This is a genomic window from Stenotrophomonas sp. DDT-1 (assembly GCF_001580555.1).
In the GTDB taxonomy this organism is placed as follows: Bacteria; Pseudomonadota; Gammaproteobacteria; order Xanthomonadales; family Xanthomonadaceae; genus Stenotrophomonas; species Stenotrophomonas sepilia.
This window is the reverse complement of the sequence record NZ_LEKR01000003.1, coordinates 74,461-92,960: the sequence shown is the minus strand read 5'-3', so window position 1 is coordinate 92,960 and position 18,500 is coordinate 74,461. Positions and strand designations below refer to the sequence as shown.

General features: G+C 67.7%; 15 protein-coding genes. 6 read left to right on the top strand and 9 right to left on the bottom strand.

From position 1 onward, the window contains the following. The first annotated feature begins 113 nt into the window (after positions 1–113). Positions 114–710, top strand: a complete 597-nt coding sequence (locus AB839_RS02455) for an NAD(P)H-dependent oxidoreductase (RefSeq protein WP_061478160.1) — start codon at positions 114–116, stop codon at positions 708–710. A gap of 16 nt (positions 711–726) precedes the next feature. After that, a complete protein-coding gene (locus tag AB839_RS02450) occupies positions 727–1,320 on the top strand; it encodes a TetR/AcrR family transcriptional regulator (RefSeq protein ID WP_061478159.1) in 594 nt (197 codons plus the stop codon). A 13-nt stretch (positions 1,321–1,333) separates the two neighbouring features. Here the strand turns inward: AB839_RS02450 and AB839_RS02445 are convergent, their stop codons facing one another. After that, positions 1,334–2,116, bottom strand: a complete 783-nt coding sequence (locus tag AB839_RS02445) for a D-alanyl-D-alanine carboxypeptidase family protein (RefSeq protein ID WP_061478158.1) — start codon at positions 2,114–2,116, stop codon at positions 1,334–1,336. Positions 2,117–2,249: 133 nt separating this feature from the next. Here AB839_RS02445 and AB839_RS02440 point away from each other — a divergent pair, with 133 nt between their 5' ends. Continuing rightward, on the top strand, positions 2,250–2,816 hold the full coding sequence (locus AB839_RS02440) for a GIY-YIG nuclease family protein (RefSeq protein ID WP_061478157.1): 567 nt from the start codon (positions 2,250–2,252) through the stop codon (positions 2,814–2,816). 7 nt (positions 2,817–2,823) lie between these two features. Here the strand turns inward: AB839_RS02440 and AB839_RS21670 are convergent, their stop codons facing one another. Next, positions 2,824–2,967 carry a hypothetical protein gene (locus AB839_RS21670; protein WP_197467661.1) on the bottom strand — a complete coding sequence of 48 codons (144 nt, stop codon included), beginning with the start codon at positions 2,965–2,967 and terminating at the stop codon, positions 2,824–2,826. 98 nt (positions 2,968–3,065) lie between these two features. Between AB839_RS21670 and AB839_RS02435 the strand changes: the two genes are divergently transcribed. Continuing rightward, positions 3,066–3,977, top strand: a complete 912-nt coding sequence (locus AB839_RS02435; RefSeq protein ID WP_032954576.1) for a LysR substrate-binding domain-containing protein — start codon at positions 3,066–3,068, stop codon at positions 3,975–3,977. On the opposite strand, the gene AB839_RS02430 is transcribed toward AB839_RS02435, so the two are convergent. Both AB839_RS02430 and AB839_RS02425 read right to left on the bottom strand, forming a co-directional pair. Further along, positions 3,961–4,677 carry an ABC transporter substrate-binding protein gene (locus tag AB839_RS02430; RefSeq protein ID WP_061478210.1) on the bottom strand — a complete coding sequence of 239 codons (717 nt, stop codon included), beginning with the start codon at positions 4,675–4,677 and terminating at the stop codon, positions 3,961–3,963. The genes AB839_RS02435 and AB839_RS02430 overlap by 17 nt on opposite strands. 272 nt (positions 4,678–4,949) lie before the next feature. Continuing rightward, positions 4,950–5,789 (bottom strand): arylamine N-acetyltransferase, encoded by an 840-nt coding sequence (locus AB839_RS02425; protein ID WP_061478156.1) that lies wholly within the window; start codon positions 5,787–5,789, stop codon positions 4,950–4,952. A gap of 203 nt (positions 5,790–5,992) precedes the next feature. Here AB839_RS02425 and AB839_RS02420 point away from each other — a divergent pair, with 203 nt between their 5' ends. After that, positions 5,993–8,581, top strand: a complete 2,589-nt coding sequence (locus AB839_RS02420; RefSeq protein ID WP_061478155.1) for a methyl-accepting chemotaxis protein — start codon at positions 5,993–5,995, stop codon at positions 8,579–8,581. A gap of 44 nt (positions 8,582–8,625) precedes the next feature. Here the strand turns inward: AB839_RS02420 and AB839_RS02415 are convergent, their stop codons facing one another. Both AB839_RS02415 and AB839_RS02410 read right to left on the bottom strand, forming a co-directional pair. Then, complete coding sequence (locus AB839_RS02415) at positions 8,626–11,148, bottom strand: sulfite reductase flavoprotein subunit alpha (RefSeq protein ID WP_061478154.1); 2,523 nt, start codon at positions 11,146–11,148, stop codon at positions 8,626–8,628. 205 nt (positions 11,149–11,353) lie between these two features. Further along, positions 11,354–13,912, bottom strand: coding sequence for a TonB-dependent receptor (locus tag AB839_RS02410; RefSeq protein ID WP_241776733.1), 2,559 nt, complete (start codon positions 13,910–13,912; stop codon positions 11,354–11,356). 280 nt (positions 13,913–14,192) lie between these two features. Here AB839_RS02410 and AB839_RS02405 point away from each other — a divergent pair, with 280 nt between their 5' ends. Then, positions 14,193–15,113: a helix-turn-helix domain-containing GNAT family N-acetyltransferase gene (locus AB839_RS02405; protein WP_061478152.1), complete on the top strand. Its 921-nt coding sequence runs from the start codon at positions 14,193–14,195 to the stop codon at positions 15,111–15,113. Between the two features lie 99 nt (positions 15,114–15,212). On the opposite strand, the gene AB839_RS02400 is transcribed toward AB839_RS02405, so the two are convergent. Genes AB839_RS02400 through cutA form a run of 3 tightly spaced genes read right to left on the bottom strand, consistent with a single transcriptional unit; the run spans position 15,213 to position 18,492 of the window. Beyond that, positions 15,213–15,779 (bottom strand): TlpA disulfide reductase family protein, encoded by a 567-nt coding sequence (locus AB839_RS02400; RefSeq protein ID WP_061478151.1) that lies wholly within the window; start codon positions 15,777–15,779, stop codon positions 15,213–15,215. After that, the gene (locus tag AB839_RS02395) at positions 15,776–18,157 is read right to left on the bottom strand and encodes a protein-disulfide reductase DsbD (RefSeq protein ID WP_061478150.1); all 2,382 of its coding nucleotides are present in this window, start codon (positions 18,155–18,157) and stop codon (positions 15,776–15,778) included. Before AB839_RS02395 ends, AB839_RS02400 begins: the two co-directional genes overlap by 4 nt. Next, a complete protein-coding gene (cutA, locus tag AB839_RS02390; RefSeq protein ID WP_005419675.1) occupies positions 18,154–18,492 on the bottom strand; it encodes a divalent-cation tolerance protein CutA in 339 nt (112 codons plus the stop codon). Before cutA ends, AB839_RS02395 begins: the two co-directional genes overlap by 4 nt. Positions 18,493–18,500: the final 8 nt, after the last annotated feature.

Genomic DNA, 18,500 nt, shown 5'->3' with positions numbered 1-18,500 from the left:
CACAAGGCATCGCTGCACTATACGTTGGACGCAAAAACAGCGTCCCACCGGTGGCGCTGGTTTCCCCGGAATCGTTACTTACCATTGGTAGGTATCGATTCCTGGAGATCCCCATGCACAGCCTCATTGTCATCGCCCACCCTGAGCCCGGTTCGCTGACCCACGCGATGGCGCGTCGCATCGGTGATGGCATTGCCGCGGCCGACACCGGCAACACCGTGGCCTATGCCGACCTGATGGCCGAAGGCTTCGATCCGCGCTTCAACCCGCAGGACCAGGCGTTGTTCCGCAGCACCGGCGCGGTACCCGCCGATGTCGCTGCCGAGCACGCGCGGCTGGATGCCACCGATACGCTGGTGCTGGTGTTCCCGTTGTACTGGTGGTCGTTCCCGGCGCTGCTGAAAGGCTGGATCGACCGTGTGTTCACCAACGACTGGGCCTACGCACAGGATGCGCAGGGCAGGCTGGTGAAGAAGCTGCAGCGCCTGAATGTGCATCTGGTCGGCTTGGGCGGCGCCGACGCAGCCATGGTCGAACGTCGTGGCTACGACGCGGCAATGAGGACGCAGATCGACATGGGCATCTTCGACTATTGCGGCGCACGCGTGCTGTCGTCCCACCTGCTGTTGGACGCCGATACCGGTGCCGCTCAAGCGCATCTGCAGACCGCACTGACGATCGGCCGTAAAATTGGTGTTCCGATGCGCTGATCGCCGTGCTCCGCCGATGCCCGCCAACGCCACCCCCACGCGCCGCCGAATGACCCGGGAGCAACGCACCCGCCAGTTGCTGGATGTGGCCTGGGCACTGGTCCGCGAAGAAGGTACCGGCGCGTTGACGCTGGGGCGGCTGGCCGAAGCGGCGGGCGTGACCAAGCCTGTGGCCTATGATCACTTCGTGACCCGCAATGGCTTGCTGGCGGCGCTCTACGATGACTATGACGGACGCCAGACCGTGGTCTTCCACGAGCGCATCGGTCGCGCCCGGGCGCAACTGGTCGATCGGGCGGCGGCCATCGCCTCCGGCTACATCGACTGCGTCCTCAGCCAGGGCAGTGAAGTGCAAGGCATCCTCGCCGCGCTGGTGGGGGCGCCGGAACTGCATGAGGCGCGGCGGCGCTACCAGCAGGATTTCATCGACAACTGCCAGGTCTGGCTGGGCCCGTTCGCGGCCGACGGCACGGTGTCGCTGGCCGGGCGCTGGGCCATTCTCGGTGCGGCTGAAGCCCTTTCAGAGGGCGTGGCTGCCGGCGCGCTGGACAAGGCCGGTGCCGTGGCCGAGCTGCAGCGGCTGATCGTGGCGACGGTCAAGCGGCGCTGAGCCGCACGAGCGGTCAGCCGCCGGCCAGGGCGGCGAATCCCGCGGCCAACTGGTCGCGCACCAGTGCGTCGCGCGCGTCGCGGCTTGCAGAGCCCAACACCACGGTGATCAGCCGTACCGGCTGGTCCCGCCCGGGTACTGGCCGGCACGCGGTGGCGGCCAGGCAGAAGCCTGCGGCCTGGGTGTAGCCGGTCTTCAAGCCGTCCACGCCGTCTTCGCCGAGCAGGGCGTTCTGGTTGCTGCGGTTGAAGCTGCCATGGGCGAACGCGCGCTGCGCGCTGATCGCCAGGATCTGCGGATGATCGTTCAACAGGCGGGCGGCCAGCACCGCCATGTCGCGCGCGCTGGAGACATGGTGCGGTGTGGTGATGCCGGACACGCTGGCAAACCAGGTGCTGCGCAGCCCGAGCTGGCGTGCGTGCCGGTTCATGCGTTCCAGGAATGCGGCCTGCGATCCGTCCAGGTGGCGCGCGATCGCCAATGCAGCGTCATTGCCGGACACCACCATCAACCCTTCCAGCAGGCGCGCCAGGGTGATTGTCTCGCCGGGCACCAGGCCCATGTGCGTTTCATCATCGGCCACGGCATGCACATCGTCGGCGGCGATGGTGACCGGGTCGTCCCACGAGCGTCCGTTCTCTTCGACGCACGCATAGGCGGCGTAGGCGGTCATCAGCTTGGTCAGCGATGCCGGTTGCCGCGCGGTTTCAGCGTTGTGCTGGTGGATCACCGCAGAGGTTGCCGCTTCCAGGGTGATGGACGAAATCGGTAGGGGGGCGGGCGCAGCAGACGGCATGGCGGGCGGAGATGGCAGCGACAGTCAGCAAGAATAGTTCGTGCCGGCTGCACGAAGCCGCACTGCCGGAGCGCTGCAGCGTGCACGGTAGCGCCCGGTTGCGCCCGGGCTGAGGTGGAGGCAGCCTGCGCACATGCAATCGGATATCCGCATCGACGGTCGTGTCTTTACCTACGTCTTCCCGTGTGCGTGGGAGGACTACGCGAAGATCGGCTTTTCACGTGATCCGCTCGGACGCATCAGCGCATTGCATCGGCGCTGGTTCGAGTTCTTCGACCTCGATGCCGGTGCGCTGGTGGAAGCGGAGGGCGAGCGTGATGCACGTGATCTGGAGCTGCAGCTGCGTTCGCCGTTCAAGGCGCACCGCGCACCGGCACCGATGACGATCCAGCACAAGGCTGGGGGTCGTACTGAATGGGTACGTGGTGCCAACCAGGCCTTGTCGCTCGCAATTGCTGCGTTGGCTGAACAAGGCTATCGCTGTTATCCGCTGAAGGCATGGCTGCAGGCGGCGATGCGCCTGCGCATGGACCGGCTGCACGACTGGGCCGTGGTGCAGCTTCCGGAAGAGGAAGGCCTGCGGATTCCCGGTGGCCCCGGTGAGGGCGTGTTGCGTGACACGCTCGACGGTTGCCGGGCACTGGATATCGATCCAATGCCCTGGCTGCCTGAATACGTCCAACGCTGGTACACAGGTTGAGCCGCGTTCAACGGGTCCCCGGCTGCTGAACCGGCGTGGCCGGTTGCGCCGCGCACGCAGGGGCGGCGGTGGACGGGCTGGCCAGCTGGCGTGCCAGCTCGGTGTTGACCACATGGCCGTGCAGGAACAACAGGCTGCCGAAGATGTTCATGAGCGTGCCTCCACTTGAGTGGATTGCACGATACGGGCAGCATGGGCGGGCAAACAGCGACATTTCCGCAAGCATGCCTTGAGAGGAATTCAAGCCTGATGTCCCGTCCGCCCCTTCATGCCCTGCAGGGTTTCGTGGCCGCCGCGCGGCTGGGCAACCTGTCACGGGCAGCGGCGTCGATGAATCTGACCGTCAGTGCGCTCAGCCATCAGATGCGCCAGCTGGAAGAGCGGCTCGGGCAGCCACTGCTGGTCCGCCAACCGCGTGGCGTCGCCCTCACCCTGGAGGGGCAGCGCCTGCTCGACCAGGTCGGCCCGCATCTGGATGCGATCAACGAGGCCTTCCAGCCCTATGCGGCCCGCGCCGAGCACGTGCTGACGATCAGTGCGGTGCCGTCGATGGCGTCGGCGTGGCTGGTGCCGCGCCTGGGTCATTTCGTGGCTGAGCACCCACAGATCGAGATCAACCTGCAGTCGAGTGAGCGCCTGATTGATTTCGAGCGGCAGCGCCAGTTCGACGCCGCGCTGCGGCTGGGCAGCGGGCAGTGGCCGGGCCTGGTGGTTGAGCCGCTGTTCGACGAGTGGCTGCTGCCAATGGCGAGCCCGGCGCTGATCGAACGCATGGGAGGGATCGACCGGGTGCCACTGAACCAGTGGCCACTGCTGGGGGACCCCGATGGCGCGTGGGGGGCCTGGTTCGCGTTGAGCGGGCAGACCCCGCCGTCGCGCTTCGTAGCGGTGCTGGATGATTCGGAGGCACACCACCGTGCGGCGCTGGACGGGGTGGGCGTGGCGCTGGGGCGGGTGACGCGGGCGCGCTTGTTGCTGGATTCCGGCCAACTGGTTGCGCTGTCCAACCTGCGCCTGAAAACCGCCTGGCCGCATTGGCTGGTCTACCCGCAGCGTTCGGCCCGCCACCGCGGCTTTCTTGCCTTCCGCGACTGGCTGCACGCGCAGGCTGCCGAACACGTGCGGCACATGGCGGACGCTACACTCATCGCACCAGCGTGACCGCCTGTCCGGCGCGCGCGAACGCCTCCTCCAGCAGCGAGCCGGCCTTGATCGCCTCCACTTCCTCGAACAGCGCCTGCAGCGCGTCGGCGGGGCGGGATGCCGGCGCCGCCACCGCCTGCTGGATCGCGGTGAAACGGTCGGCCAGCACGCGGTGGCCGGGATGCGCCCGCGCCCATGCTTGCAGCGGCTGGCGCACGCCGGCGGCGGCATCCAGGCGCTGCAGATCGAACAGGGTGATCGCAGCCGCCGACGTCTCGGCCCGTTCGATCGTGGCGTGGCGCAGTTCGCGGCTGAGAAACAGATCGTAGGCTGCACCGCGGCCCACCGCGATGCGCAGCCCCTCGCGGTCGAGGTCGGTCACCTGCTGCGCGGGACTGTCCTCGCGCACCAGATAGGTGCCTTCGATCTCCACGTACGGAGCACTGAAGGCGATGCGGTCGGCGCGTGCCGGATCGATGGCCAGGAAGGCCAGATCCCAGCCGTCTTCGCCTGCCGCAGCGACCACCGAGGCTGCGGCATCGTGACAGGTGAAGCGTGCCTGCACACCCAGGCGCTGCGCCAATATCGCGGCCAGCTCCACCGACGGTCCGCGCGGCGAGTGCGCATCGCCCTGCGCCAGCACCGGGTTGCCCAGGTTGATCGCCACGCGCAGGAAGCCCTGCGGTGCCAGCGCACTTTGGTGATCGGCCAGGGACATGCAGGACTCCGCGAGGAAAGGGGCACCCAGCATGCCAGCACTGCCCTGCAAGGGGTGTCATGCTGCACGACTGCAGGATGGCCTACCTTCCGTTTGCCGACGAGGCCGCAGGTGTGGGCATGGACTTGGAGGTGAGCCTGGAACGTGGCCGAGATCTGCGACAGTGAAGGCAACCGGATTGCGTTGCAGGCGCGCGCGGTTCCGTAGAGCCGAGCCCATGCTCGGCTGCTGTTGACCCAGCCGCCCAAGCTCAGCCGGGCATGGGCTCGGCTCTACAAGGTCGCGGCGCGTGAGCGCTGCAGCCAGTCGTTGATCGCCGGATCGAGCCGCGGGTCTTCGGGCAACTGCATGCCAAAGCGTTGCTGCAGCACGTCGCGCACGTCGGCAACATCGTGCAGCGGACGCTTGTCCGGTGCCTGGCCGGGGCGGTACTCGGTGTAGTTGCCACTGCCGATGGTGCGTCGCCAATCTGGCCCGGTCAGCGACGCGCGCAGCTGGCCAGGGAAGCTGGAGTCGGGATGGGTGCACACGTACCAGTTGCCCACCACGTTGTCGATCGGTGCCGGCACGTGCAGGTCGAAACGGTACATCGCCCGCCAGCCGTCACCGGATTCGGCGGACAGCACGAAGTCCCCCTCGCCAGGCAGCCGCTGCAGCAGATAGCGTTCGTGCGGCGTGGCCTGCGGCTGCGGATCATGCAGCCGCAGCGGCACGGTCGGGGTCAGGCTGCCGAAACCGGCATCCACCAGCCAGTCATCGCCATCCACCTGCACGCGCAGCAGCAGGTGGGTCCGTGCGGTCAGCTCGCCGTCCTGGGCAGCCAGCAGCACGCGCGCGCTCAATGGCTGCGCATCGAAGCCCAATGCCTGCAGCAGTGCCAGCAACCCGCCATTGAGTTCGAAGCAGTACCCGCCACGGCGGTCGTCAAGCAGCTTGCGCTGCACGCTGTCCAGGTCGATCGGCACCGCATCGCGCAGCAGGCAGCTGAGGGTTTCGAAGGGGAGCAGTGCGTTGTGGCGCTGCTGCAGCAGGGTCAGGCCGACCAGCGTCCGTGGTGGCGGCGCATCCAGCTGCAGGCGCTGCAGGTAGCGGGGGATATCGAGCGTCGTCATGGGGGCACCTGGCGGGGAAGGGACGTCCACTGTGCTCCCCCAACCGGGGTTGAGGTCAAGGGTGCTGGTCGTGTCACGCCAGCGTCGCCTGCACCCGGTACAAAGGCCGCGTCCGCCCGTCACCGCTGGGCCAGGACGACGAAAGTTCTAAAGTTGCCTTGAATCCGGCCGATACAGGTGCGTCCTTCTGCCTGGAGTCTGTCATGTCGGCCGTTGTCTCCCACCTCCGGTCCCTGCGCACGCGGCTTGCGGCGCTGCGCCCGGCGTCCTCCGGCCTGCTGCTGTGGCTGCAACCGCATCGGCTGAGCGTAGCCAACAAGCTCAAGGCGACCTTGTGGGTCTGTGGCCTGGGACTGGTCGCAATCGCAGCCGTCTACGCCTGGACCGGGCATGCCAGCACGCAGGCTGCGCGCAGCCAGGCCAGCTACCAGCGCGGCAGTGACCTCGCCGCGCGCCTGGCCACGCGGGTGGCCGAAGCGCGCCGCCTGCAGACCCAGTATGCACGCAGTTTCGATGATGCTGACCGCAGCCAGCTGCTGGCTACACAGAAGGCCTTGCAGGCCGACCTGCAGGCGCTTCGCGCGATGCCCATGGACGCCGGCCGGCGCAAGGCGCTGCAGGCGCTGACCGAAGCGGCCGACGCGTTCTCGCAGGGTGTGGCCGCCCTGTTCGAACGGGTCGACGAGATGGGCCGTGGTGAGGCCGGCCTCGCCGCGCAGCTGCAACAGGCTGCAGACACGCTGCAGGGGCAGGTGGATGCGCAGCAGCGGGATGCGCTGGCGTTGTCCCTGCAGAAGATGCGGCGGCAGGAGGCACTGCTGCTGCTCGACGGTGATTCCACCCACGCCGACCGCGCCAGCGAAGAAAAGCTGCCGTTCGATCTCGCGCTGGCGGGCCTGCCCGCGGATGCGCAGGACACCCTGCGCACCGGAATGGAGGCGTATCAGGCCGCATTGCTGGGGTATACCGCTGCCCGTGTCGGCCTGGATGTGGAAGCGCAGTCGCTGCTGGATACCGCTGCGGGCGTAGCGCCTGCGCTGGCCGCATTCCAGCAGGCACAGGCCGCGGCACTGGCCCGTGCCCAGGCCCGCCAGCAGGCTGGTGCGCGCACGATGAGCGTGCTGTTTGCATTGACCGTGCTGCTGGTCGCCGGTGTGCTGATCACCAGCCTCGTGCTGGTGCTGCGTGCAGTGCGCCAGCCGATCCAGGACACCCTGCACTTCGCCAGCGACATCGCCGACGACCGCCTGGACACCACCCTGCGCGTCTACAACGCCAACGACGAGATCGGCCAGCTGGCCCAGCGCCTGGTCGACATGCAGCAGCGCCTGCGCGCGCGTATCGAGACCGAGCGTGCCGTGGCGCGCGGCAACACCCGGGTGCGCCAGGCATTGGACAGTGCGCTGACCGGTTTGATGGTGATCGATGCGGAAGGGCAGGTCGCCTACGCCAACCCGGCACTGCTGCAGCTGCTTGACCTGCGGAACGAGGCGCTGGTGGGCAGCGACGCGGTACGCCTGCATCCGGCGTTGGCCAGCCTGGCCGGCGTGCGCCAGCGCGAAGAGCGCGAGATCGGCCATGCCGGCACGCGTTACCAGCTGATTGCCAACCCCGTCATCGATGACGGGCAATTCCTCGGCGTAGCGGTGGAATGGCGCAGTCGAGCGCTGGAGACCCTGCTGGAAACCGAGGTCGCTGCGCTGGTCGATGCTGCAGCACACGGTGACCTGCACGGTCGCATCGCGCTGGAGGGCAAGCAGGGCTTCGTGCGCACGTTGTCGACCAGCATCAACCGCCTGCTGGCGACGTTTGAAACCAACCTCGGCGACCTGCAGGCATTGCTGGCCGCGCTGGCTCGTGGTGACCTCAGCGTGCGCATGGAGGGTGAGCTGCAGGGCGTGTTCGCGCGCATGCGCGATGATGCCAACGCGACGGTCGCGCAGCTGGGCCGCATCGTCACCCGCATCCAGCACGCCACCTCCAGTCTCGATACCGGCGTTGGCGAGATCGTTGCCGGTCATCAAGATCTGTCACAGCGCACCGAGCAGCAGGCCGCCAACCTGGAAGAGACCGCCGCTTCCATGCACGAACTGACCGATACGGTCGGTCGCAATGCTGATGCCGCAGGCCGTGCCGACGCGCTGGTCAAGGGTGCGGCAGCGGTGGCGCAGCGCGGCGGCGAGGCTGTCGGCCAGGTGGTGGCGACCATGCAGGGCATCAGCGAGGCATCGCGGCGGATCGGCGACATTACCCAGCTGATCGACGGCATCGCCTTCCAGACCAACATCCTGGCGCTGAATGCGGCGGTGGAAGCGGCGCGTGCCGGTGAGCAGGGCCGCAGTTTCGCCGTGGTGGCCGCGGAAGTGCGCCTGCTTGCACAACGCAGCGCAGAGGCGGCCAAGCAGATCAAGGGCCTGATCGAGGATTCGGTGGCGCGTGTGGGACAGGGCAACCAGCAGGCCGAACAGGCCGGCACCACGATGGGCGAAATCGTCGGCAGCGTGCAGCAGCTGGCCGACCTGCTGGCGGCTATCCGCAGTGCGTCGCACGACCAGCATGCCGGCATCGCACAGGTGAACCAGACCATCGTGCAGATGGAAGCCAGCACCCAACGTAACGCCAGCCTGGTGGAAGAGGCCGGTGCCTCCACGGCGCAGATGCAGGTCCAGGTGCGTGCCCTGGCCGAAGCGGTGGGCGCATTCCGTTTGCAGTCGATGCCGCAGCCGCGCGCCGCAGCGGCCTGGTCAGCCGAGCGTAGGCTCGGCGCTACATCGGCTGCAGGAACACTGTAGAGCCGAGCCCATGCTCGGCTCACACCAGCGTTCGGCGGCAGGAATCAATACACGTCGCGGCGGTAGCGCCCGTTTTCCAGCAGCGTTTCCACCGCTTCATCACCCAGCGCGGTTCGCAGCACCTGGTCCACGCCTTCGGCCATGCCCTGCAACGACCCGCAGACATGGATCACCGCACCGCGCTGCATCCAGTCGCGCAGCGTTCTGGTGGCCGCCTGCAGGCGATTCTGCACATAACCGCCGTCGCCATCGCGCGAGAACGCCAGGTCCAACCGGGCGAGATGGCCATCGGCCTGCCACGCTTCGATCTCGTCAGCGAACAGGAAATCGTGCGCACGCTGGCGTTCGCCGAACAACAGCCAGTGCCCGTGTTCGCCTGCACGGGCGGCTTCGCGCAACAGGCTGCGCAGCCCGGCGATGCCGGTGCCGTTGCCGATCAGCACCATCGGCGCGCCAATGACGCGATGGAAACCGGGGTTGCGATGCACGCGGGCGACGATGCCGGCATCGATCGGCGCATGCAACGACAGCCAGCCCGAGCCCAACCCGGCTCGACCGGAGGCGTCATGCACCAGCCGCACCACCAGCTCCACCACGCCATCATCCTTGCAGGAGGCGATCGAATACTCGCGACTGGGCAGCAGCGGCAGCCCGGCCAGCCACAGGCAGGCATCCTGCACCGCCAGCGCAGCATCGGCCTCGGGCAGCTCGCGTTCACTGGCCAGCGCCAGCAGCGTGCGCGGATGGCCATCGACCAGCAGTGGCTGCAGCGGATCCAGCCCATGCGCCTTCAACACGGCACCGGCATGCTGGGCATTGTGGCGGGGCGCGATGTGCAGGATGTCACCCGCCTGCCACTGCACGTCGGCCGGTGCGGCAAGACGGATACGCCAGATGGCTCCGCCGACGCTGCCAGGGTTGAGGCAGTCGCGGCCGAGCAGGCGCCACTCATGCATCTGCGTAGCCGCAGGCAGCACGCTGTCATCGGTGACGATGCCGGTGAGCGCACCCAACTCCTGCTGCCACCGGCGCAGCGCCGGGACCGAGGCGGCATCGACGTCGACGCGCTCGAACAGTGCACGCGCGCCGTTTCCGATCAACCAGCCATCGACCCGGCGGCCGAAGCCGCAGTAGTGCGGGTACTGGCGGTCACCCAGCGCGAGCAGGCCGAACTGCAGGCCCGAAAGGTCCAGCGCTTGTGCCAGCAACTGCCGCGCTGCGCGCCGGGCGGCATCGGGCGGCTCGCCGTCGCCGAAGGTGCTCAGCACGAACAGCGCGCTCGATGCGCGCAGCAGGAGCGCGGCATCGATGCGCGCCAGCGGCAGCACCCGCACCGCATGGCCGGCCGCCTGCAGCTGTGCCGCCGCGCGCCACGCCAGCTGTTCGCCCAGTCCGCTCTGGCTGGCATGCACCACCAGCCACGCTGCGTTGCCGGCATCGCTGGCCGGCATCGGTAGCGCCTGGCGCAGCCCGCGCGCGGCACGCTGGCTGCGGCGGCGGTCCAGGTACAGCATCCAGCCGGTGATGAAGAACAGGCTCATGCCCAGGCTGCTGAGCATCACCACCACGCGGCCGGGCACACCGAAGTAGCTGCCCGAATGCAGCGCGAACACACTGGTGGCCAACTGTCCGCCCGCGCCCTGGCGTGCGTACGGACGGGCATCGAGAACGGCACCGCTGGCCGGATCGAGCTGCAGCAGGTCATGCGCACGATCGTGGTGGCCGCCGCGCTGCGACGGATCACCGGCCATCACCCGAACATTCAGTGCCTGTCCGGGCTTCTCCGGCAGGCGCAGGTCAATGAAGCCGGCGCGCACGCCCGGCAGCGCGTACAGCGTGGCTTCAATGCGGTGCAGGTCCAGCGACGCATCGGTGGCAACCTGGTGCTTGGCCGTCGGTGGGACGCCCAGCAGCGTGCTGGCCGCGCTGCGATACCCGTCGAACGACCACCACAGGCCGGTCAGCGCACTCATCAGGTAGATCAGCAGCACCCAGGTGCCGACTACCGAGTGCAGGCTCCACAGGAAGCCGCGCCCGCTGCGTTTCCACTCCACTGCCAGCCAGCTGCGCCAGTGCCACCAGCGTCGTGGCCAGCGCAGGTAGAGGCCGGACAGGGTGAAGAACAGCAGGGCGATGGCACAGCTGCCGGTGATCCACTTGCCGCGTTCGCCCGCGGCAAGGTGGCGATGCAGGTCCTCGACGAAGTCGAAGAACGCCTGGCCGCGCAGGGCGCTGAAGCGCTCACCGCTGTACGGGTCGAAGTACACCCAGTGTTCCCTGCCACCGGCAAAGCGCGCCACCGACGGCCGCTGTCCGGTGGCATCGATACGCAGGCGTTGCAGGGGGCGTTCGCTGCCGGCCTGGAGCAGCGGCACCAGTTCACTGAGTGCAAGGGGAGGCTGCCCGTCGGCATGGTGCTCGGCGATCTCGGCAAAGCCGGGATTGGCGGCGCGCAGCAGTTCGTCCTCGAAGGACAGCGTGGCGCCACTGAGGCCCATCACGGCCAGGACGGCACCTGCGGTGATGCCCAGCAGCCAGTGCAGTTGGAACAGGACGTTCTTGAACATCGAAGAAGGAGGGCCCGGGAGGCTGCCGCCCGCATCCTGCGCAACAGCAAATGAGAATTAGTCGCGGAATTCTCCGTGGCGCGTTGGCTGCGGTCAAGCCGTTGGACAGAGGCCGGGCTGTGCCTGGCCTCTGCCCCCGTCGCGGTGTACTTGGACGCAGGGACGCAGCCTTCCCTGGCTGTCGTCCCGGGTCTTCACGCAGGGCTCAGAACTTCCAGCCTACCCGCGCGTAATAGAAGCCGCCGTTGAATCCATAGGGCGAGTGCACGGGGTACTGCGCACCGGCCACCCCGCTCCAGGGGTTGTCGGCCGGCGTGCGGTCGAACAGGTTCTGCGCGCCGAGGCTGAAATACAGGCCCGAATCGAACTTCCAGCCCACCTCTGCATCCACGATCAGCGCGCTGCCGCCGTAGATCGGCAGGCCCCCGTCCTCGGCGGAGATCACGCCGCTGTCCAGATGGTCTTCGTACCAGCTGCTGTAGTAATTGAAGCGCAGGTTGGCATGGAAGATCTGCCGCTGGTGGTGGATGCTGAAGTAGCCCTTGGTCCTGGGCAGCGATTTCTCCAGCTTGTAGACGCGGGCTTCGTCGATGAAGTCGGTGTCGTAGCGATCCACCCTGGTGCGGTTCCAGTTGGCGGCAAGCGAGTAGGTGGTTACCCCGCCGAAGTGATCGCTCTTGAAGCTGGTCACCAGATCCACGCCGGTCGTGGTGGTATCGAAGGCGTTGCCGAAGTAGGTCACCTGCGAAATGGAGGCGGCCTCCGCATTGCCGCCGGCCACCAGCGCCGCGCGCTCTTCCGGGGTGACCGCAAAGCTGGTGCTCAACGCGATGCGGTCTTCCACCTTGATCTGGTAGCCGTCCAGGGTGATCAGCCAGTCGCCCGCGGTCCACACCGCTCCCAGTGACACATTCCTGGACTCTTCCGGACTGAGCGGCTGGGCGCCCTTCAGTTGCGCGATCGGGTTGGTGGGCGGAAGCGTGGCAATGTCCTCCAGCGCGGTGCCGCCGAACACGGTGCTGATCTGGCTGACGTTGGCTTGGCCGGGAGTCGGTGCGCGGAAGCCGGTGTTGTAGGCACCGCGCAGGGCGAAGTGCTCGTTGAAGTCGAAACGCGCGGTGAACTTGCCGGTAGTGGTGCTGCCGAACGAATCGTAGTCCTCGTAGCGCAGCGCACCGGCCAGCAGCAGCTTGTCGGTGAGCTGGGCTTCCAGGTCGGCATAGGCCGCCCAGTTGCGGCGATCAAAAGTGCCGGCGGTGCGCGTGCTGAAACCATTGAAACCGTTGGAGCCAAGCGCGAAGCCCTGTTCGGTCAGCGGGCCGATGGCGGTGGATGGGCCATCACCGGGGCTGATCCTGAAGCTCTCCTCGCGCCATTCGGCGCCCATCGCCAGGCGCAGCGGCTGGCTGCTGAAGCTGGCCGGTATGTCCCGGCTTACGTCCACGTTGAGGTTCTTTTCGGTCTGGGTGTTACCGCCGGGCCGGAACAGCAACCCGGCCGGCTGGTCAGGCCCGAGCGACGCGTTGACGGTGTTGTAGATGGTGAATTCAATATCGTTGCGGCCCCAGGAGCCGCTTACGTCCCAGTACCACTGGCCCCACGTGCCCTTGGCGCCAGCGAACACCGAAGCGTCCTCCAGTTCGCCGCCGAAGCGTGGGGTGAAGCCACCGGGCAGACTGGAGAGGAAGGTGAAGCAGTTGGCCGGCAGCGCACCCACGGCGCCACTTACGGTGCTGTAGGGCAGCAGGCTGCCGGCGCCGTCGCGCAGGGCGATGGAAGGGCAGCTGCCCACGCCGGTCAGGTTGCCCACCAGCAGCGTCTCCCCCCCATCATTGGAGTACACGCCCGAACGCGCGGTGGGGTCGCGGTAGTAGAACCCGCCGTCCACCTTGCGCTTGGCATAGTTGCCGAACAGGTAGAACTCCACGTTTTCGGTGTTGTAGCCGAGGTTGGCGACCAGCTTGAGGTCGTCGTCCACCTTCGGCGATCCCCAGATCTGCGCCGGGTCGTTCACCCCGGGGTAGCCGGCCGCCGCCACCGCGGCGGCATCATCGCGCTGCACGCTGCGCGAAGTGTCGTCGGCCTTGCGCCACTCAGCCGTCAGGGTGGCGAAACCGTGCTCGGTCAGCGGAAGGCCGATCTGCGCCGAGTACTGGGTGGTAAGCCCGTCGCCCTTGTAGTACTGCCCGGCGAAGACCTCGGCAGTACCGCCTTCGCGCAGCTTCTTCAGGCCGAAGTTGAGCACGCCGGCGATGGCGTCCGATCCATACTGCGCGGCGGCACCGTCGCGCAGGACGTCGACCTGCTCCAGTGCCAGTGACGGGAACACCGAAAGGTCAGGGCCCTGCGCACCATCGGAGAGGCCATGGCCGAGGAAGGTGATCACCGCCGAGCGGTGGAAACGCTTGCCGTTGACCAGCAGCAGGGTGTTGTCCGGCGGCAGGCCACGCAGGTTGGCCGGACGCACCAGGCTGGCCGCATCGTCGATGGGAATCGTGCTGACGTTGAAGGAAGGCACCAGCACCTTGAGCTGGTCGAGGGCGTCGGTCGCGCCCTGGTTGCGGAACTCTTCACCGCTGATGATGTCGATCGGCACCGCCGACGACGACACCGTGCGCGGTTTGGTGCGGCTGCCCAGCACCGAAACGGTATCCAGGGTGGTGGCCGCGTCGGGCGTCGTCGATGTGCTGCTGTCCTGCGCCCATGCAGCGGGGCTGGTGGACAGCAGCGCGGTGGCGAGGGCCACCATTACTGCGGATGCCAAGGGCGTGATTGCGTCTGGAGCCCGAACACTTCTGCGAATTCCGTGTTTCATGCATGCACCCTGCAGTCGATTTGAGTGGTTTGTCGGTCAGTGGTTCATCCTGTTGGTTCTCCTTGCAGCCAGGGCCCTGGTCGCTAAACGTAGAATTAACAGAACGTAAACCGTACCGCAACGGATCTTTCGATTTAAGGTGCAAAGTCGCGGAATGGATCGCAGAACAGTCTCATATGTATGCTGAAAGCACGTAGTATGTGCTTCAGGCAACCATCAGGAATGTCCCGTGTCTACGCTCATTGCCGATCCCGTTGCACAGGTCCGCGCCTTCAACCGCTTCTACACCCGCAGGATCGCCGTGCTCGAGGAGCGGTTGCTGCACAGCGACTTCACCCTCACCGAAGCGCGGGTGCTGTTCGAACTGGCGACGGGCCAGGGCATCACAGCTGCGCAGCTGGGCCATCGGCTGGACCTCAACGCGGGCTACCTCAGCCGGTTGTTGAGCGGGCTGCAGGCGCGCGGTCTGGTTCAACGCGAGCCATCGGTGATGGACGCGCGCGCGAACCGGCTGGTGTTGACCGAGGCGGGCCGCGCCGCCTTCGCACAGCTGGATGCAGCGTCCAGCGAAAGCATCGGTGCCATGCTGGGAGGCATCAGTGAAGCGGGATGCCAGCGCCTTCTGGAGGCGATGGGACACATCCAGGCGCTGCTGGGAGGTGCATCGTCGGGTTGCGTGCTACGCGATCCCCGTCCCGGCGACATGGGCTGGGTGATCCAGAAGCACGGCGCGCTGTATGCACGCGAATTCGGGTGGAACGCGGAGTTTGAAGCGCTGGTGGCCGACATCGTCACCCGCTACCTGCGCGAGCATGACCCGCAGACCGAGCGCTGCTGGATCGCCGAACTGGATGGCACCGCGGTGGGCTCGGTGTTCGTGGTCCGGCACGACGCGCACAATGCCAAGCTGCGGCTGCTGCACGTCGATGCCAGTGCGCGCAGGCGGGGCATCGGGCAGCGGCTGGTGGAGGAGGCGATGAGTTTCGCGCGCGCGGTGGGCTACAAGCGCATGGTGCTGTGGACCAATGCCGCGCTCACCGACGCGCGCGGCCTGTACGAACGGGCCGGTTTCGAGTTGATAGCAGAGCAGAACGAACAGCTGTTCGGCCAGCCGCAGGTGTCCCAGCTGTGGGCGCGCCCGCTGGTCTGATGCGATCGGCCGCAGCGCATGCTGCCGGGACCCGCATGCTGCCGGCGCAGGACGTTCTCCAGCAGGTCGTTGAGTGGCACCTGCACCGCCGACGCAGGCCTATGGGGCGGCCCATGCCTCGATCTCGCCAGGCGCGAACGGTCCCAGCTTCGCCTTCACCATTCGCCCCTGCGCATCGAACAACACGCTGTAGGGCAGCAGGCCTTGCGCGTTGCCGAGCTGCACGCTGGCATCGCGCGGGCCCGGTGTCTCGATCACGATCGGGTAGTCCACCGGCACCTGCTGCAGGAAACCGCGCACGTCGTCCGTAGTGTCCAGCGCCAGACCCAGCACCTGCACACCGTTGTCGCCCTGGGCATCGGCGAAGCGCGCCAGTTCGGGCATCTCTTCCACGCAGGGCGCACACCAGCTGGCCCAGACGTTGATCAGCAGCGGCCGGCCGGCGAAGCGATCGCGCAGGACCAATGGCTGACCCGCCAGGTCCGGCAGTGTCAGCGCGGGCAACTGATCGCCCACCTGCAGCGTGGGCTTCATGGCCGTCGCCCTGGAAGCCGTCGCTGGCGCGGCAGGTGATGATGGGCCGGGTGCCAATCGATGCCCGGCCCACAGGCCGAGGCCGGCGGCCAGCACCGCTGTCCACAGCAGCGCTGGCCGTTGCCACTTCATCGTGCGGTGCGCAGCAGCGCTTCCTCGACCACCGCCTGGGTCAGCAGGGTCGGCAGCACGGTCGGCGGCGCGCCGGGGCCGTACACCACGTACAGCGGTACGCCCACCGCCTTGTGCTCTTCCAGGAACGTGGTGATCTGCGGGTCGACGTTGGTGTAGTCACCGCGCATGTACACCGCATTGGTGCGCTTGAGCAGTTCCTTGAACTCCGGCCGTGACAGCACCGCACGTTCGTTGGCCTTGCAGCTCACGCACCAGTCGGCGGTCATGTTGACGAACACCACGCGGTTGTCGGCGCGCAGGCGGTCCAGCAGCTGCGGCGAATACTCGACCACGTTGTCGCTGGCGGCCTGCGCGGCTCTCGCCGGCAGTGCCAGCTGGGTCACGCCCCAGGCCGGAACCAGCGCACCGATCGCCAGCAGCACGCCGAGCAGGGTCCCCGCACGCGAGCCGGTCCAGCGGTTGCGTTCAAACAGCCACAGGCCGAACGCGAACAGCAGCAGGCCGCCCAGCACCAGCGCCATGCCGTCCACGCCGCGCTGCTTGCCCAGCACCCACAGCAGCCACAGCGCAGTGGCGTACATCGGGAAGGCCAGCACGTGCTTGAGCGTTTCCATCCACGGGCCGGGCTTGGGCAGGCGGCGTGCCAGCGCTGGCACGAAGCCGATCAGCAGGAACGGCAGCGCCAGGCCCAGGCCGAGGAACAGGAACACGGTCATCGCCTTCAGCGGCGGGGCAATGAAGGCGTAGGCGATCGCACCGCCCATGAACGGGCCGACGCAGGCACTGCCGACCACGCAGGCCAGCGCACCGGTGAAGAAGTCACCGGCCGGGCCGCTGCGGCTGGCCAGCGACTGGCCAAGGTTGCCGATGCCGCCGCCGAGGGTGAACACGCCGGACAGGCTCAGGCCCACCGCGAACATGATGTAGGCCAGTGCCGCCACAACGCCCGGGTGCTGCAACTGGAAGCCGATGCCGACGGCGTTGCCGATCGCGCGCAGGCTGACCATCAATGCGCCGATCACGGCGAACGCGACCAGCACGCCCAACGTGTACCAGAGCGCGTGGCTGCGGGCGCGCTGCGGGCTTTCGCCGCTCTGCGCCAGGCTCAGCACCTTCAGCGACAGGATCGGCAGCACGCAGGGCATCAGGTTCAGCACCAGTCCACCGGCCAGCGCCAGCAGCAGCACCCAGACGAACGAACGGTCCGGGTTCGGGGTGGTCGCCGGCGGACGCGTGCGCAGCGCATTGTCACCACGCGCGTCGGTGGCGAACGCGTTGCCTGCGCCCTGGCCGCCCGTGGCGGCGGGAGTGGCGTTGCCGTCGTTGGGTACGGTCGGCAGCAGGCGCAGCGGTACGCCATTGGCGGATTCACGCGGCGTACCGGCAGCGCGCAGCGCATTGACGGCTTCCTCGCGCACTGGCGCCTGGCCGGTGCCGGCGTTGAGCTTGCCGGCCGGAATCGACAGCTTCACCCGACGGGTCATCGGCGGGTAGCAGATACCATCGGTCTGGCAGCCCTGGAAGGTCACCACCAGGGTGCTGTCGACCGCATCAGTGACGGTGCGGCGCAGCGGCAGCGGCACTTCCACCTGGTTGAAGTACACCGAGACATCGCCGAAGTGCTCGTCGCGATGCGACTGCGCGGCCGGCCAGCGCGGCTTGTCGGCGAGCACGCCGGCGCTGCCTTCCAGCTTCAGCGAAGTGCGGTCGCGGTACAGGTAGTAGCCGGGTGCCGGGCTGAAGCGCAGCAGCAGGGTGTTGCCGTCGCTGGCGATGGCATCGAAGCCGAACGCCTGTTCCGACGGCAGCGGCAGCGCCTGGCTGTTGTTGGCCGCGCCCGGCAGGCGCAGGCCACCGCTGTTGCCGGCACCGGCCAGCGGGTTGTTGAACGGACTGGCGGCACCGGTACGCGCGGCAGGCACCGCCGCCGCCGCGCCGGTACCCGGGAGGGTGACCTGCACCACGCGCTTCTGCGGCGGGTAGCAGACGCCGGCATCGGCGCAGCCCTGGTAGCGTACTTCCAGGCTGATGGTGCCGGCGGCGCCCGTCGGCGTGCCGGGCAGGGTGGCCTGCAGGCGCTCCCGATAGGTTTCGACCTCGCCGAAGAAGTCATCGTGGTGCCTGTCACCCTTGGGCATCTGCAGCGTGCCGGCATTGAATGCCGGATCCGCCTTGACGCTGGTGCGGTGGCGATACAGGTAGTAGCCCGGTGCGATCTTGAACTGCAGTTGCACCTGGCCCCGTTCGGGGGCCGTGGCGGTCAGCGCGAACGCCTGGTCCACCGGCAGCAGGTCCTTCTCATCCAGGGCCAAGGCCGGCAGCGAGAGCCACAACAGGGCGCACAAGGCGGCGCCACGCGCAAACAGAGTCTTCAATCAGTGTCCTCCCGGGTCTGTGCCCGGATCCAGTCCAGATACGCCGGCAGGCCGGCCCGGGTTTCGACCGCGATGCATTCCGGGAGTTCATACGGATGCAGTTCGACGATCCGGGCGATTGCGTCATCGACGCGGCTCGCGGTGGTCTTTACCAGCAGCTGCAGCTCGGCATCGGTGGTCACCTCGCCCTGCCAGCGGTAGGTGGACTGCGCGCCATCAAGGCGGGTCACGCACGCGGCCAGGCGCTCGCCGACCAGCGCGTGCGCGATGCGCTCGGCACTGGCCCGGTCCGGGCAGGTGGTCAACAGCAGCAGGACGGGATCGACGGTCGGCATGACCGCCG

What these genes read in the sequence shown, in the direction of transcription:
- AB839_RS02455 (WP_061478160.1), top strand. Translation starts at nt 114, where the DNA reads ATGCACAGCCTCATTGTCATCGCCCACCCTGAGCCCGGTTCGCTGACC.
- AB839_RS02445 (WP_061478158.1), bottom strand. Translation starts at nt 2,116, where the DNA reads ATGCCGTCTGCTGCGCCCGCCCCCCTACCGATTTCGTCCATCACCCTG.
- AB839_RS02425 (WP_061478156.1), bottom strand. Translation starts at nt 5,789, where the DNA reads ATGACGACGCTCGATATCCCCCGCTACCTGCAGCGCCTGCAGCTGGAT.
- cutA (WP_005419675.1), bottom strand. Translation starts at nt 18,492, where the DNA reads ATGCCGACCGTCGATCCCGTCCTGCTGCTGTTGACCACCTGCCCGGAC.
- AB839_RS02415 (WP_061478154.1), bottom strand. Translation starts at nt 11,148, where the DNA reads ATGTTCAAGAACGTCCTGTTCCAACTGCACTGGCTGCTGGGCATCACC.
- AB839_RS02420 (WP_061478155.1), top strand. Translation starts at nt 5,993, where the DNA reads ATGTCGGCCGTTGTCTCCCACCTCCGGTCCCTGCGCACGCGGCTTGCG.
- AB839_RS21670 (WP_197467661.1), bottom strand. Translation starts at nt 2,967, where the DNA reads ATGAACATCTTCGGCAGCCTGTTGTTCCTGCACGGCCATGTGGTCAAC.
- AB839_RS02430 (WP_061478210.1), bottom strand. Translation starts at nt 4,677, where the DNA reads ATGTCCCTGGCCGATCACCAAAGTGCGCTGGCACCGCAGGGCTTCCTG.
- AB839_RS02435 (WP_032954576.1), top strand. Translation starts at nt 3,066, where the DNA reads ATGTCCCGTCCGCCCCTTCATGCCCTGCAGGGTTTCGTGGCCGCCGCG.
- AB839_RS02400 (WP_061478151.1), bottom strand. Translation starts at nt 15,779, where the DNA reads ATGAAGTGGCAACGGCCAGCGCTGCTGTGGACAGCGGTGCTGGCCGCC.
- AB839_RS02450 (WP_061478159.1), top strand. Translation starts at nt 727, where the DNA reads ATGCCCGCCAACGCCACCCCCACGCGCCGCCGAATGACCCGGGAGCAA.
- AB839_RS02440 (WP_061478157.1), top strand. Translation starts at nt 2,250, where the DNA reads ATGCAATCGGATATCCGCATCGACGGTCGTGTCTTTACCTACGTCTTC.